At 37.3% G+C, this 13,866-nt stretch carries 17 protein-coding genes; 7 read left to right on the forward strand and 10 right to left on the reverse strand.

Features of this window, described 5'->3' with window-relative positions; translation table 11 throughout:
• Nucleotides 1-134: 134 nt before the first annotated feature.
• The 3 genes from E1I69_RS15910 to E1I69_RS15920 all read left to right on the forward strand — a co-directional run bounded on the left by E1I69_RS15910 (nucleotide 135) and on the right by E1I69_RS15920 (nucleotide 1,480).
• A complete protein-coding gene (locus tag E1I69_RS15910; RefSeq protein WP_136380550.1) occupies nucleotides 135-950 on the forward strand; it encodes a Cof-type HAD-IIB family hydrolase in 816 nt (271 codons plus the stop codon).
• A gap of 181 nt (nucleotides 951-1,131) precedes the next feature.
• Entirely contained in the window at nucleotides 1,132-1,281 is a 150-nt protein-coding gene (locus E1I69_RS15915; RefSeq protein ID WP_136380551.1) for a competence protein, read from the forward strand.
• 1 nt (nucleotide 1,282) lies between these two features.
• Nucleotides 1,283-1,480: a DUF3813 domain-containing protein gene (locus tag E1I69_RS15920; RefSeq protein WP_136380552.1), complete on the forward strand. Its 198-nt coding sequence runs from the start codon at nucleotides 1,283-1,285 to the stop codon at nucleotides 1,478-1,480.
• Nucleotides 1,481-1,529: 49 nt separating this feature from the next.
• On the opposite strand, the gene E1I69_RS15925 is transcribed toward E1I69_RS15920, so the two are convergent.
• The gene (locus E1I69_RS15925; RefSeq protein ID WP_161974916.1) at nucleotides 1,530-2,405 is read right to left on the reverse strand and encodes a BsuPI-related putative proteinase inhibitor; all 876 of its coding nucleotides are present in this window, start codon (nucleotides 2,403-2,405) and stop codon (nucleotides 1,530-1,532) included.
• 49 nt (nucleotides 2,406-2,454) lie between these two features.
• The gene (locus E1I69_RS15930; RefSeq protein ID WP_136380554.1) at nucleotides 2,455-3,297 is read right to left on the reverse strand and encodes a YitT family protein; all 843 of its coding nucleotides are present in this window, start codon (nucleotides 3,295-3,297) and stop codon (nucleotides 2,455-2,457) included.
• A gap of 157 nt (nucleotides 3,298-3,454) precedes the next feature.
• On the opposite strand from E1I69_RS15930, the gene E1I69_RS15935 reads away from it, so the two are divergent.
• The gene (locus E1I69_RS15935; protein WP_136380555.1) at nucleotides 3,455-4,318 is read left to right on the forward strand and encodes a DegV family protein; all 864 of its coding nucleotides are present in this window, start codon (nucleotides 3,455-3,457) and stop codon (nucleotides 4,316-4,318) included.
• Nucleotides 4,319-4,382: 64 nt separating this feature from the next.
• Entirely contained in the window at nucleotides 4,383-4,514 is a 132-nt protein-coding gene (locus E1I69_RS15940; RefSeq protein WP_136380556.1) for a DUF3941 domain-containing protein, read from the forward strand.
• Nucleotides 4,515-4,556: 42 nt separating this feature from the next.
• Here the strand turns inward: E1I69_RS15940 and E1I69_RS15945 are convergent, their stop codons facing one another.
• A complete protein-coding gene (locus tag E1I69_RS15945) occupies nucleotides 4,557-5,417 on the reverse strand; it encodes a CvfB family protein (RefSeq protein ID WP_136380557.1) in 861 nt (286 codons plus the stop codon).
• Between the two features lie 150 nt (nucleotides 5,418-5,567).
• Between E1I69_RS15945 and E1I69_RS15950 the strand changes: the two genes are divergently transcribed.
• Nucleotides 5,568-6,059 carry a YajQ family cyclic di-GMP-binding protein gene (locus E1I69_RS15950; RefSeq protein ID WP_136380558.1) on the forward strand — a complete coding sequence of 164 codons (492 nt, stop codon included), beginning with the start codon at nucleotides 5,568-5,570 and terminating at the stop codon, nucleotides 6,057-6,059.
• A 39-nt stretch (nucleotides 6,060-6,098) separates the two neighbouring features.
• Here the strand turns inward: E1I69_RS15950 and E1I69_RS15955 are convergent, their stop codons facing one another.
• The 7 genes from E1I69_RS15955 to E1I69_RS15985 all read right to left on the reverse strand — a co-directional run bounded on the left by E1I69_RS15955 (nucleotide 6,099) and on the right by E1I69_RS15985 (nucleotide 12,715).
• Nucleotides 6,099-6,539, reverse strand: coding sequence for a YtoQ family protein (locus tag E1I69_RS15955; protein WP_136380559.1), 441 nt, complete (start codon nucleotides 6,537-6,539; stop codon nucleotides 6,099-6,101).
• A gap of 49 nt (nucleotides 6,540-6,588) precedes the next feature.
• The gene (locus E1I69_RS15960) at nucleotides 6,589-7,098 is read right to left on the reverse strand and encodes a GNAT family N-acetyltransferase (protein WP_136380560.1); all 510 of its coding nucleotides are present in this window, start codon (nucleotides 7,096-7,098) and stop codon (nucleotides 6,589-6,591) included.
• Nucleotides 7,099-7,582: 484 nt separating this feature from the next.
• Nucleotides 7,583-7,729: a hypothetical protein gene (locus E1I69_RS24450; protein WP_154670416.1), complete on the reverse strand. Its 147-nt coding sequence runs from the start codon at nucleotides 7,727-7,729 to the stop codon at nucleotides 7,583-7,585.
• A 12-nt stretch (nucleotides 7,730-7,741) separates the two neighbouring features.
• Nucleotides 7,742-9,457 carry a M56 family metallopeptidase gene (locus tag E1I69_RS15970; protein ID WP_161974917.1) on the reverse strand — a complete coding sequence of 572 codons (1,716 nt, stop codon included), beginning with the start codon at nucleotides 9,455-9,457 and terminating at the stop codon, nucleotides 7,742-7,744.
• Nucleotides 9,458-9,466: 9 nt separating this feature from the next.
• On the reverse strand, nucleotides 9,467-10,543 hold the full coding sequence (locus tag E1I69_RS15975; RefSeq protein WP_136380563.1) for a LolA family protein: 1,077 nt from the start codon (nucleotides 10,541-10,543) through the stop codon (nucleotides 9,467-9,469).
• 1 nt (nucleotide 10,544) lies between these two features.
• Nucleotides 10,545-12,008, reverse strand: a complete 1,464-nt coding sequence (locus tag E1I69_RS15980; RefSeq protein ID WP_136380564.1) for a HAMP domain-containing sensor histidine kinase — start codon at nucleotides 12,006-12,008, stop codon at nucleotides 10,545-10,547.
• On the reverse strand, nucleotides 12,005-12,715 hold the full coding sequence (locus tag E1I69_RS15985) for a response regulator transcription factor (protein WP_136380565.1): 711 nt from the start codon (nucleotides 12,713-12,715) through the stop codon (nucleotides 12,005-12,007). Before E1I69_RS15985 ends, E1I69_RS15980 begins: the two co-directional genes overlap by 4 nt.
• 157 nt (nucleotides 12,716-12,872) lie before the next feature.
• Between E1I69_RS15985 and E1I69_RS15990 the strand changes: the two genes are divergently transcribed.
• The gene (locus E1I69_RS15990; protein ID WP_136380566.1) at nucleotides 12,873-13,739 is read left to right on the forward strand and encodes an SDR family oxidoreductase; all 867 of its coding nucleotides are present in this window, start codon (nucleotides 12,873-12,875) and stop codon (nucleotides 13,737-13,739) included.
• Nucleotides 13,740-13,866: the final 127 nt, after the last annotated feature.

Raw genomic sequence — 13,866 nt, forward strand, 5'->3', positions numbered from 1 at the left:
CTCCTTTTATAGAAACTTTGAGACATCTTCTAGTGTACCACTAATTGGTAGTGAACCTAAAAAGTTTAGCTTTTTCAATTGACGATTTTTTTAATATCTGTTTAAGTAGAAGAAAGAGAGCAGAGGAGATATTTATGACAAAACAACATTTAATTGCACTAGACTTAGATGGTACGTTACTAAAAGATGATAAAACGATATCCGAAAGAACAAAAGAGGCTATCGTAAAAGCAAAAAAGGCCGGTCATCAGGTTATGATTGCGACAGGAAGACCATTCCGTTCGAGCTCCATGTACTATCAAGAACTAGGTCTTACAACGCCAATTGTTAACTTCAACGGAGCTTTTGTCCATCACCCTCTTGATCAAAGTTGGGGTGTCTATCACGACACACTTGAATTAAAAACAGTAAAGGAAATTGTAGAGGTTGCCGATAGGTTCCGAGTGAAGAATATCCTAGCAGAAGTGATTGATGACGTATATTTTCATTATCACGATGATACGATGTTGGATATTTTCGGTATGGGCAAACCGAATATCGAAACAGGCGATTTACGGAAAATTCTAAAGCACGACCCCACTTCACTGTTAATACATCCTGACGAAGAAATTGCAGATAAAATCCGAGAGTATCTTTCTGAAATGCATGCAGAAGTGGTCGACCACCGTAAATGGGCTGCACCTTGGCATGTCATTGAAATTGTTAAATCAGGTCTAAATAAAGCGGTTGGTATTCAAAAGGTAGCTAATTATTTTCAAATCCCGAAAGACCGAATTATTGCCTTTGGTGATGAAGATAATGATTTGGAAATGATTGAATATGCAGGTCATGGGATTGCCATGGGAAATGGTATTGATGAGTTAAAAAATATTGCAAACCATGTGACAATGACGAATGAAGAGGACGGAATTGCTCTTTATTTAGAGGAAGTTCTCAAATTAGAAAAGTAAGTTAGGAACCGGTATGATGATCCGGTTCTTTTTTTATATGACCAAATTCCAAAAAACTTTCCCTTTTCCCTAAAACATTCAGAAATAATTACCTTATATATTCCTCTTCGAAATTTCAAACAATATGATTAGCGCATCTAAAGCGCACTTCTTTTAAAGCTGTTAAAGGGGGAATTTACGGATGGGTAGTAATAAATCAAAACGATTTGTTCATCAAGGTGCAGATGCTGTCCAACAACATGCTCAGCGCTTTCCTTACCGTTCAACTCTAGCTGAAGCAGAAGAAAAGAAAAAGCAAAATGTCGAAAATTCATCACTTGGAGGAATCTAAAATGGGTAACCGTTTATTCCAGAAGGCTCGTGAAACTGTAGAAGTTGCAAAATTAGCAAGCACGGGTCAAAGTGATACTTCCTTACAGAATGCGATTTCAGTTGCAAAAAATGCACTTTCTTCTGCTTATGCTAACTCTACAACAGCCGAGAAAGAACAACTCCGCGAATTACAAAATGAATTAGACCAAATTCAATAAGTCCTAATTCAAAAAATGGGTCAGACACATCGTCTGACCCTTCCCCTTTTTATTGGAACTGTTGAAGTTTTGCATGATATAGGTTTGTGATAGAGCCATCTTTTGCACTTCTTTCATACAAGTGAAGGATCAATGCTCCATTTACAGGTAGTTTATCCTTTGAAATTGAAAGTTTGATTTCAAAGGGCGCCCATGATGGTGCACCTTCCGATGCCATTTGCACCGTTTCAGGAACCACATAATCATGCCCATCTTCAACAGCATAGAAGAATGTTGCTTCAAACACACGGACTTCTCCAGTTACTGTGTATTCTCCATTTTCTCCAAGTACTTGAACATTGCGGAATGCTGTATTCCCTTCCTCAGGGATTGTCACACTTTGTTCTGCCTGTAATGCATTTGCTTCAAGTTTTTGTCCATTTACTTTTGAAACAGTTAGAAGAATAGTTGCTTTGTATTCTCCAGGAGCAAGTCTAGTTCCATCGTTTGATGTATAATCCCATGGTTCTTCCCAAACTTTTTCTTCACCTGGTTTTAATTCCATCTCTTCAATCATTTGAATAAACATTTTATCGATCGAATAGCGGTAAACTTCTTTTCCATTTGTATCCGTCACAACAATTTCATATTTTTGACCACTCGGAATCGTCACTTTCACGGAATGGTCGCTCGTGTTTTTTAATGAAATCTTAAAAGTTGCTTCGTCTTTCTCTGATTGAATGGAAAGGTTTGTTTGAAGTTTTTCAACCACGTTCTCATCACCTCCAGGTTCTTCACCCTCTTGTTCTGGTGGTGTTTCAGTTTCTACTTTTTCACCGTCGCCAGCATTGACTGGAAGAGCCTCTTCTTTTTCTGCGGTACCACATCCTGATATGATAAATAAACTCATTACAAATAGTAAAACTACTAGAAGTCTTTTTCTCATACTTGTCACCCCTTTATCTAATATGTCGAAAGATCCTTTAAAAAGGTTACTACTCTTTGCGAAATAATCCATAGACGCCAACAGTTTGTACAATATTAGTAAAGGCATGGGGATCAACTTCTTTAATAATACGCTCCAGGTCATATAATTCATATCTAGTTAAAACAATCATCAGCATATCCTTTGGTTCGCTCGAAAACGCTCCTTTTGCTGGAATCACCGTAATTCCTCTTACTAATTTGGAATGGATCGCTTTTTTCAATTCCTCTGCTTTTTTCGTGACAATTAACGCCGACACTTTTACATGACTCGTATGGACCGTATCAATTACCCTTGTTAGCACATATAAAGCAACTAAGGTATATAAGGCTTTTTCCCAACCAAATAAGAACCCTGCTGTAATAATAATGAGTCCGTTTAACGTGAAAATATAAGTACCGATTGGCTTATCTTTTGACTTTGATAACACAAGCGCAATGATATCTAGACCTCCTGTTGACGCCCCCCATTTCAAGGTTAATCCAATTCCAATTGCTTGAATAACAGCACCAAATACAGCATTAAGTAAAATATCATTGGAGATTCGTTCAAGTGGTATTATTGATAAGAACAAAGTAGTTAAAGCAACCGAAACAAAGCTATACAGGGTAAATCCTTTTCCTACTTTTTTCCAGCCTAAAATCGCAACTGGAATGTTTAATAAGAGTAAAATCACCCCTGTTGAAATATGCAAAGGGGTGTAATCACCTAGAATTCTAAACAATAGCTGTGAAACACCTGTAAACCCAGAAGAGTAAACGTCTGCTGGAATTAAAAATAGATTTAAGGCAGCTGCATTTAGCAATGCACCCACTATTACAATGAATACTTTCTTTATTTCTCTATAAACCATTAAATAGTCCTCCCGGAGCAACATTTTTCAATCAAAGTGCAAATGAGTTGTCATACAAAATTTTCCCACATTTGTTGTAATTTTATCCAATCCTCGATAAACTTACAGTAGGCATGTTTGAATTCAAACTTGACCACGAAAAGAGAAGGTGAGACTTTTGACAGTGAAAATTCTTACGGATAGCGGTAGTGACCTACCACTTCATTTTTTTGAAGATAACAATGTAACTTTATTCTCCTTAGGAGTTCATCTAGATGGGCAAGATTATGAAGATATTGCGACGATTGAACCTACAAAGGTTTTTGAAGCGATGCGAAATGGAAGTGCTCCAAAAACATCTCAAGTTCCGCCACACCGCTTTAAAGAGGTATTTACTGAAATTGCAAAAGAAAAGCAATCTGCAGTCTACATTGCCTTTTCATCTCAATTATCAGGAACCTATCAAACAGCGATAATGATGAGCGAGGAAGTAAAAGAAGAATATCCAGACCTTGATTTAACAATTATTGACACAAAATGTGCATCACTCGGACAAGGTCTTGTTGTAAAAGCAGCTGCTGAATTAGCAGCCAAGGGGGCTTCAAAAGAAGAAGTCATAAACCTTGCCAACTTCTATAGTTCCCATATGGAACATCTTTTTACTGTTGATGATCTTGAATATTTAGCTCGCGGGGGACGAATCAGTAAAGCTTCCGCCTTTGTCGGAGGATTATTAAACATTAAACCTCTATTAAATGTCGAAGATGGAAAGCTAGTCCCTCTCGAAAAAATTCGGGGAAAAAAGAAAGTGTTTAAACGAATTATTGAGCTCATGGAAGAACGAGGCGTAGATTTATCAAATCAAACAATTGGGATCAGCCATGGCGATGTAGAAAATGAAGTAAATGAATTACAAAAACTATTTGAAGAAAAATTAGGGTGTAAATCATTTTATATCAATGTGATTGGTGCTGCGATTGGCTCACATGCAGGACCAGGAACAATCTCCATTTTCTTTTTAAATGAACAGCCTAATAGCTAATTTTACATAGTTTGAAAAACGACTGGATATCCTAATTTCGAAAGGATTGAAGGGAGTGTTATGTATGGCAAAAACGAGTGATAATGATAAAAAAGCGCAAGACAACAATGCGTTACGCCATGAAAAAAATATGATGAGAGAAAAAAATCGTCAGGCAGGTAAGCATCAATATTCTAAGAAAACAGATCATCTATAATGCAAAACGCATCGGTCATTACAACCGATGCGTTTTCTGTTCTTATTCTTTTTTGAAATAGGTCCAGCCTTCTTCTTGATATACTTTTCCTTCTTTCATAAGCTTACCAAGTGCACGTTTAAAAGCTGCTTTACTCATATCGAATCTGGCTGAAATATCATCAGGACTGCTTTTATCCCAAAATGGCATTGCTCCTCCACGACTTTCCATATACTGAAAAATCTTATCCGCATCGTCACCCATGATTTCATGACCTCTGCCAAGCAAGGATACATTTACAGTACCGTCTTCCTTCACATCAATAATGCGACCTTGTACCTTTTCTCCCATTCTCGGCTCTCTTGTCCGTTGACTTTCATGAATAAAGCCAAGAAACCCTTCCTCTGAAATCATAAATGACCCGAGCATTAACAATCGATAAACGGTCCCTGTTATATTCTTATTAAAATCCTTTCTTGTTGCTGGCTTTGATATCGAACGAATAACATCTTCAGTTGCAGGCTTTCCAAAGAGTCTCCCATTTTTATCTGTTCGTAGGGTTACATACAGTTTGTCTCCTGGCTCCGGCCAAAGGTCCCATACTTCATGTAAATCGTCCTTAGAGACGAGAATATCCTTATTAATCCCGATATTAACGAAAGCCCCAAGTTCATGTTTGATTTCAACTACTTCAACCCAATCATACGAACCGATTTGAACAGTCGGTATTTTCATGGATGCAGCTAATCTCCCTTGATGGTCCTGAAAAAGAAAAACCGTTACGTCATCATCTGGGTCAATCTCATCTATTATTTCATTTGTATGTAGTAAAACATCTTCTTCTCCGTTTGTTAAAAAATAGCCAAATGGGGCATCTCTATCAACACGTAATGTAACTACTGTACCTGGTTCTAATGCGTTCATTTATTAAACCTCTTTCTTCTGTACTTTCTTTGTCATTACATAGTATAGACGTTTGGGACCACAATTTACTAGTATAGTTTTGGAAAAAGTTGTTCAAATTGCTAAGATTGTCTATAATCAAGGCAAATATACTTTTTTTGGAGGTTGGCAATGGCAAAGGATAGCTCATTCGATATTGTGTCAAAGGTGGATTTACCAGAAGTAACGAATGCAATTAGTATTGCAAAAAAAGAGATACAAACTCGATATGATTTCAAAGGTAGCAAAAGTGATATTTCGCTTGATAAGGAAGAACTTGTCCTCGTATCTGATGACGAGTATAAGCTTGAACAATTGAAGGATGTCCTAATCAGTAAAATGATTAAGCGTGGGGTTCCAACGCGTAATATTGATTATGGAAAAATCGAAAATGCATCTGGAGGTACTGTGCGTCAACGCGCGAAACTCATTCAAGGCATAGACAAAGAGAACGCGAAAAAAATAAATACAATTATTAAAAATAGCGGTCTTAAGGTAAAAAGTCAGGTTCAGGACGATCAAGTTCGTGTGACAGGTAAAAGCAGAGATGATCTTCAACAAATTATTAATTTAATTCGTGAAGCGGACTTACCGATTGATGTACAATTTATAAATTATCGTTAAAAAGAATGCAGCGGACTATTTTGCCCGCTGCATTTTTTTCTATTCAAAAATATAACTTAGCACGTCTAAAGCCTGATCAATCGTTTCGACAGTTACATTTGCTTTATTTGATAATTCCTTTAACGGATGAATGAGTGAGGTTGGTCTTACAATGATTGTGGGTTTATTCATTGTAATCGCAGCACTGGCGTCCATTGCTGTATTCCATTGTTTATATTTTTCCCCAAATAGCGCGATAACCACATCTGATTTTTGCATCAATACCTGTGTTCTGAAATTATTAATGTCTGATGCTGCATCATCTTTATAAAAGTTTCCAGGTTGTTCACCTAAAATTTGTTCGCCGATGTTATCTGACTTGTCATGGTTTGTTTGCGGACCAACAAATGTTAAAGGTAGATTTTGAGATTTTGCCTTGTCCTTTATTTCTTCTCGCCAATTGTCATGTATTTGTCCAGCTAAATATACTGTTAACTCCATTTTTTACCCTCCTATTGCCTATTTCTATTATCGTACCATACATGGATGCTTATTTTACAAATTTATACATGATGATTTCATCTTCATAGTGGGAATCGCTCAATTTTACAAACTTAACTTTTCTGCCTTCTTCTATGAATCCAAATTTTTTATATAAGTGGATGGCCCTTTTATTATGAGAGAATACTTCAAGACATACTTTTTCAAGTCCAGGCTCTTTCTGTGCCCACTCAAGCAAATATTCCAACAGTTTAGTTCCAATGCCGTGATTGCAGTACGCTTCTTGGATACTAATTCCAAAGTACCCTAAATGTGAGAGTCGCTTCCTTTTCGAGGTTTGAAAATTTAAATTTCCAATAATCTTACCTTCGATTTCTGCTACGATGATTAAATTTCCTGGTTTTTTATGATCCTCTATCCACTTTTCCTCTTCCTCAACGGTCGTTGTAAATTCCTCTGGTGTGGTGAGCAGGTAGGTCGACTCGGTAAGGACTATTTTGGTATGTTCGATAAGTTGAGAAGCATCCCCTTTTCTTACTGGTCTTATATTTATCTCCATGGAATCCTCCCACTTTAATTTATTTTCTAATATTTATTTCTTTAAATGTGGAAGAATACCTTTTTTTAGTGGCAGTTTTGGTTTAAGGTCTTTTAATATACTTCTTTTAGAACAGACATGTGGGTAGTTATGGAAATAGTCATATCATATACATCTTTTATTACACATCTTTTGGATATTCTCGGGCATATTCATCAAAATGCTCTCATCAAACAAACGAAGACTCTCCCTCTCAAGGACAGTCTCCTAAAACATATACACTCAGTAAAACCCAATAACCTTCAAAATAACCACACCGACGATGGTTACGATACTCCCGGTAAAAAGCACAATCAGAAGTGTTTTAATTTTCCTTGTATCTATCCAAACAGCCACCCCAATCACAATCGTAAACAACAATCCAAAAAAGAGCGATGCATACGGATTAAGTCGGTGGTATCCAATCATTCACACTTAAGAAGTCCATTTACGTCAACTCCTTTTTCTAGGATTGTATTGCTGGAGTACTTAAGAAAACTGTCAGTCCGCCCACAATGGCTAATACCACACCTACTGTACTATACGACGATAAATAAATACCTACTGGAAAAACGACTGCCCCTAGGACAAATAATACCTTTGCGATTTTCACACTTTCACCTCTTTACCTCAATACTGACTCCTTCACTCTATCTACGATCCAACGATTTCGAATCCTTTTCCCCCAACCCTCTCCATTTTCTTTTAGAGACTGGACTCTCCAGTACATTGGGGGGTGCGGCATAAATTGAAATTCAATAAACCTCCATATTAACGAATCCCGCTCAATGGATGACTTTTCCTTCTCTTTTTCGTCTTTAATAACCGTGCTATATGAAAGTGATTTATTAATCGCTGCATCCTGTTTCTCTGATAAAGCGATTAAACTATTTGACATTTGCTCACTCCCACCTCTAAGAAGAGATGCGCCTAGATGATCCGCACGAACCTCCATCCATTGTGAGCAAAAGGACTGAAAAACAGAGAAAAACATCATTAAGAAAAAGACTACTAAAAAGATTGATACTTTATGCTCCTCTATATTTGTTATATTTTCTTCAATCAATAAGACAAATGCAATTAGAATCATAAGATAACCTAATTTCCAAATCTGTCCCCAAAGCACATCTCTCTTTTTCACATGAATGGCTTCATGGGCAAGGATTCCTTCTATCGCTCCAGTCGGTAACTTTAAGGTAGCAGTAGTTAGAGTGACCATTGATTTACCGATATTCATACCTGTTGCAAGGCCATTATATTCCGTACTTTCCGTTTCATACACACGAACATTTGGTATACCGGCCCTTTCAAAAATCCGTTGCGATACCTGAATTAATTGAGGATTTACCGTTTCCTTTGCATCTAATGCTACTTTTAAAACTCTGTCAGAAATATAGAGATTAAAAGCCCAGTAGGCCAATCCTACAGCAACCATGATCCAAGGTGCTACCTCAAAGTAATAGAGAATTAAAAGTAAGCCCGTATAGGCAGAAACACCTTTTACCGTTGATGCGAAATAGAGCTTTCCAAGCATTCGCTTCATATTCTTCCGATGCCAAAACGGTAGAACCTGTTGTAGTTCCTTCTCTTTTTCTTCGACCTTCATCCATTCCTCAAATGCTTTTTTCCATTTTTCCGGTTCATGAATTGTCATATACATCGTCTCGCCTGGGACAGATACCCTCAGTACTTTCTGAAAGCTTGTTGTAAAATCTGCGTTCGACGAAAACATCGTTAATAGTGAGTGAAGTTTTAACAGGTCTACATTTGTTTCTAGTTTCACTTCTTCCACATCTTCAATTGGAATTTTTCGAGATTCAAAGCGAGATGTGAGATATAAATACTTTTCATCATTGTCATAAAATACCTTTACAGTAGTATAAATACCGATTCGCTTTATTACTTCTGTTGCTGTGCTTACAAACCCAAAGACAATCATATATTTTAAAAGGCTATACTCTGGGCCAAACATGTAAAACAGGATTGCACCCATCAAAACAAATCCAGTTATGAACAAATCAGATACGATCCGTTTCAAATCACGTTCTAAAGGGATTTTTTCTACCTTAATTTGACGTAATTCCTTTTCAATCTCGATTCGTTTTTCATTACCGGTCGTTAAAGAGATTGCAAGGAAATATCCACTTGAGATAAACGCCACATAGATAAAGCCATCCATAAATGGAAGTTGGTAAAAGACAAATCCGACCGCAAGTAGGCCAAGGATGATTTCAATCACATTTCCTAGTTTTTTATTAATCTTCTCAACGATTAACCCTATTACTTGAATCCCAGCACCAACTAAAATATACAATACGATTTCATACCAATTTGGTAGCAAAACTTCCACCTACATTTCATTGTTCAGTATCATATTCTCCGTCATTTTGAGAATTGCTTCCATTTCAAGATCTGGATTCTGGATAATGATCGTATAACGCAGTCCATTCTCATCCCAACTTAAAGCATCAATAAAATCATCATAGTCTGCGTGTTGACCACGAACTTCCCATTCTCCAGGTTTAATTTCCGTTCCAGCCTCTTCTGGAGTTGGAAATATTGATACTAATACAGAGGGTAACCCTTCATAAGCATAATAAACGGTAATTTCTGGACGATTGACTATCCCTTGAAGATTTACAATTTCAACATTCTCGACAGTCATGTCTTCTTCTGTGAAAACAAGGAATGGTTGTGCTAATTCGGTTTGGGCATCTTCAAGTGTCCCAAAGTCTGGCTCAAGATTTGATTCAATTGGGGTAACCGTCACGCTTTCTGGTATATCTAGAGTGAAGGTATCTTCCTTAAAATCTGGTGAAAAGTCGAGCAACTTGTATTCAAACTCGGATTTCGTTTCTTCCACAACAGAGATTGATTTGACGACAAACCATGTTTTTTGATCGATCCAAAGTTCAACTTCCCCAAATAAATTAGAATTTGTATTTGGCGCTGCCTTTATATGATATACATTTAAATCCAATATTTTTTCTTCACCAACAATTTCATAGTCATGTGTTTTTTTTATAGCTTCTAGCATTGTCATAAGTTGTTCTTTTGGTGAGGAATCTAATAACGGCATACTATCCTCTGTTAGATCGATACTAAATGCCGATTCACTTCCCGCATCATAGGAAATCACTTGTTTTCCATCGTTTAACACAGATGATTCATGACCATTGGCATCGCCTGTTGTAATAATTTTACGTTTACCGTCCTCTGCCGCGTATTCTTTGAAACTCGCATTTTCAGTGACCTCTCCAGCTGTCGTAAGCTTAATGACACCCTCACCATAATAGGATAGTTTACTATCTTTTGCCGATAAGACTTTTGTTACAATTTCTTCAGACGACACAGTCATACCCCCCATACAGGCCGATAACAGACCAGTTAGTAAAATAGCAATTAGTAAGACTATTTTTTTCTTCATTTTATTCCCTTCCTTCCTTCATCCAGCAAGCAAGCAATGTTCCTTCTTTCTCCGCTGACCAGATTCCAATTTTCCCATTTTGTTGTTCCATTAACATTTTTGAAATACTTAGTCCAAGACCAGAACTCCCCCCATTATTTCTAGCACCTTCCGCCTGATAAAAGGGTTGAAAGACTTTGTCCAGTTGTTCTTTTGGGATTCCTTTTCCTCCGTTTTGAATCAAGATAACTGTGCCATTCTTTCTCCAAACCTCAATGTCATCACAAAATTCGTTAAACACCCAGTGCGGTAATTGGGTATCACTTGAAATGGCAGCAAGCCAAATCCGATTCCCTTTTTCCGTATGTCGAATAGCATTACCCATAATGTTATCCACAACCCTCACCATTTGCTTTGGATCCAGCTCATAGGTTTTTTTTACAGCTTGAGTAACAACTAGTGAAATCCCTTTTCGATTACAGGGTTCGTCATATCCAGATAACAACATGTCAAAATACTCTTCCCCCTCAACCTCCACTAGCTCAGTCCTTTGTTTCGAGGATTGTAAAGCGGTATACATGGTCAAGTCATCAAGCATTCGTTTCATATATTCGAGCTTCTCAAATAAAATATCCTTATATTCAAGCCTTTCTTGTTCGGAAAGAGTATCACCATTTTGCAAGGCTTCCGTATAAGCACGAATAACCGTTAAAGGTGTTTTTAAATCATGTGATAAGGAGGCTACAATAAACTCTTTTTCCTTTTGTTGTTTTGCAAGTGCATCTTGGGTTTGCTCAATCTGCGCTTTCATTTCCCAAAAATGTTTGATTAAATCGCCTATTTCATCATTTGATTCTTTTGTTTGATTTGATAGCTTCTCTCCATTTGCAAAAGCCGTCATTTGCTCCTGCAAATAGCCTAATGGCCGGTTCAATTTTCGGTTTAATAGAATCACTACAATGATATAGAGCAGGACCATGAAAATACTGAAGGACACACCTAAAAACATGTAGCGATTCGTTACCCCATCGACCCAATCCTCTCTTGCAATAGAAATTTCAAAAATCCCGACAACATCATCGTCACCAACAACTGGCTTTTTTAATGTATAGGTACGAGAATTCTTTTGAAGATCATTTAGATTTCTGTATACTTGTTCAATATTTATCGTGGAAAATCCATATGAACCTACACTAGGCAAACTAGAAAATACAACAACACCATCTGATCGATATAATGTTATTTTGATAGATTCGTTAGTTAGTGCTTGAACTGACTCAAACTGTTCTTCTGGTTGTAGTTGATATAATTTAGGATTTAAAAGATGTGACTCGATCTCCTCCATTTTAGTGGTCATCTCAACGTATTCAACAAATGCTTGCTTTTCATCGAGATTACTTAAACTGACATACAGGATGTAAAGTGCCACAACTGGAAGCAACATCACGGTAAAAAAGCTGATCATCAACCATTGTTTAATTTTCATACACTTTGCTCTCCTATAAAACGATAACCAACACCCCAAACCGTTTGAATAAACTTTGCAGAGCGCGTATCATCACCTAGCTTTGACCGAAGACTTTTAATGTGAACAGTGACTGTATTGTTTCCGTCGACATCTTCTAGTTGCCAAATATGCTCATAGATTTCTTTTTTCGAAAATGTTTGTAATGGGTTTTTGGCTAACAGAAACAATAATTCCCTTTCTTTGGAACTCATTTGAACTGCGTTGCCGTTTAAAAAAATAAGGTCATTCGTAAAATCGATGGTAAGCCCATGAAGATAATTGATTCGATTTTCATTGGATGTCGTTTTGTTATATCTTCTGAATCTTCTTAAGTGAGAGCTAATTCTTGCACTTAGTTCCTCAAGACTAAATGGTTTCGTGATATAATCATCTGCTCCAAGATTCAATCCTTTGATCTTGCTTTCATCCTCATTTCGTGCACTTAAAATGAGGAGAGGAATTTCACTTTCCATTCGAATTGTTTTACATAATGTATACCCATCCATTTCAGGAAGCATTAAATCAATTAAGGCAAGGTCATATTGGTCCTCTTTAAAATCCTCCCAGCCTTCTGTTCCAGTAGAAGCCCATGTTACGGTATACCCTTCTTTCCGTAAATGGTCACATACAATTCGGGCAATTTCTTTATCATCTTCCACAAGAAGAATTTTTTCAGGTTTTTCCATGGATAACCCCTCTTTCTATCTATTTTCATTATAAAGGAAGTTTTGGTGTGCTCATGGAATTTTTATTTTTACTTAATAATTAACGCAAAAAGGTATATTCAGACCTGTTTTATAAAAAAGTAAGGAACGTACATGAATACATAAAGAGGTGTTAATTTTGTCTACTAATAAAGGAAATAATATTTTGCCACCACAACATCAAACGCATCAGCCCGGAACTGAGACGGAAATGGTGCCAAGACCAGTCTCCGAGGATCATTCCTATCAGGGCAGCAATAAGTTAAAGGATAAGGTTGCGATTATCACAGGTGGGGATAGTGGAATTGGAAAGGCAGTCGCAATCCATTACGCAAAAGAAGGCGCCAATGTTGTCATCGTTTATTTGGAAGAGCATGAGGATGCTAAGGAAACAAAGCGACAGATTGAAGAAGAAGGTCAAAAATGCTTACTTCTACCCGGTGATATCGGAAATGAAGAGTCCTGTAAAGAGATTGTGAAGAAAACCATTGATACGTTTGGACAACTAGATATTTTAGTTAATAATGCAGCTGAACAGCATCCACAAAAAAGCATCTCTAACATAACTGCTGAGCAGCTCGAAAAAACATTTCGAACCAATATTTTTTCCTGTTTTTATTTAACGAAGGCTGCTCTTCCCCATTTAAAAAAGGGAAGTTCCATTATTAATACAGCTTCTGTTACAGCATACAAAGGAAATGAGCAGCTCGTTGATTATTCAGCAACAAAAGGAGCCGTTGTCTCATTTACAAGGTCCCTTTCTATGCAACTAGTTGGAAAAGGAATTCGTGTAAATGGGGTGGCTCCAGGTCCAATTTGGACACCACTTATTCCATCCACTTTTACAAGCGAACAAGTTGCCAAATTTGGATCGACAACACCCATGAAGCGTCCAGGACAGCCTGAGGAGGTCGCACCATGCTATGTTTTCCTTGCAAGTGACGACTCCTCTTATATGTCTGGCCAAATCCTCCACGTTAATGGTGGAGAAATCGTAAATGGGTAATCAAAACCACCAGTGTGAACTGGTGGTTTGTTCTGCGGCTGAAAGCCTCTCTTACCGGCCTCGGCCTAAAAGGCCCACTGAATGGTTTCCCCTTATGCACCACATCTACTCGCTGATTCTAAAGAAT

It is taken from the genome of Bacillus timonensis, from assembly GCF_004799755.1.
Taxonomy (GTDB): Bacteria; Bacillota; Bacilli; order Bacillales; family Bacillaceae_L; genus Ferdinandcohnia; species Ferdinandcohnia timonensis_A.

Coding starts and splice junctions, on each gene's coding strand:
- E1I69_RS15910 (WP_136380550.1), top strand. CDS start 135: ATGACAAAACAACATTTAATTGCACTAGACTTAGATGGTACGTTACTA.
- E1I69_RS15915 (WP_136380551.1), top strand. CDS start 1,132: ATGGGTAGTAATAAATCAAAACGATTTGTTCATCAAGGTGCAGATGCT.
- E1I69_RS15920 (WP_136380552.1), top strand. CDS start 1,283: ATGGGTAACCGTTTATTCCAGAAGGCTCGTGAAACTGTAGAAGTTGCA.
- E1I69_RS15925 (WP_161974916.1), bottom strand. CDS start 2,405: ATGAGAAAAAGACTTCTAGTAGTTTTACTATTTGTAATGAGTTTATTT.
- E1I69_RS15930 (WP_136380554.1), bottom strand. CDS start 3,297: ATGGTTTATAGAGAAATAAAGAAAGTATTCATTGTAATAGTGGGTGCA.
- E1I69_RS15940 (WP_136380556.1), top strand. CDS start 4,383: ATGGCAAAAACGAGTGATAATGATAAAAAAGCGCAAGACAACAATGCG.
- E1I69_RS15945 (WP_136380557.1), bottom strand. CDS start 5,417: ATGAACGCATTAGAACCAGGTACAGTAGTTACATTACGTGTTGATAGA.
- E1I69_RS15950 (WP_136380558.1), top strand. CDS start 5,568: ATGGCAAAGGATAGCTCATTCGATATTGTGTCAAAGGTGGATTTACCA.
- E1I69_RS15955 (WP_136380559.1), bottom strand. CDS start 6,539: ATGGAGTTAACAGTATATTTAGCTGGACAAATACATGACAATTGGCGA.
- E1I69_RS15960 (WP_136380560.1), bottom strand. CDS start 7,098: ATGGAGATAAATATAAGACCAGTAAGAAAAGGGGATGCTTCTCAACTT.
- E1I69_RS15975 (WP_136380563.1), bottom strand. CDS start 10,543: ATGAAGAAAAAAATAGTCTTACTAATTGCTATTTTACTAACTGGTCTG.
- E1I69_RS15980 (WP_136380564.1), bottom strand. CDS start 12,008: ATGAAAATTAAACAATGGTTGATGATCAGCTTTTTTACCGTGATGTTG.
- E1I69_RS15985 (WP_136380565.1), bottom strand. CDS start 12,715: ATGGAAAAACCTGAAAAAATTCTTCTTGTGGAAGATGATAAAGAAATT.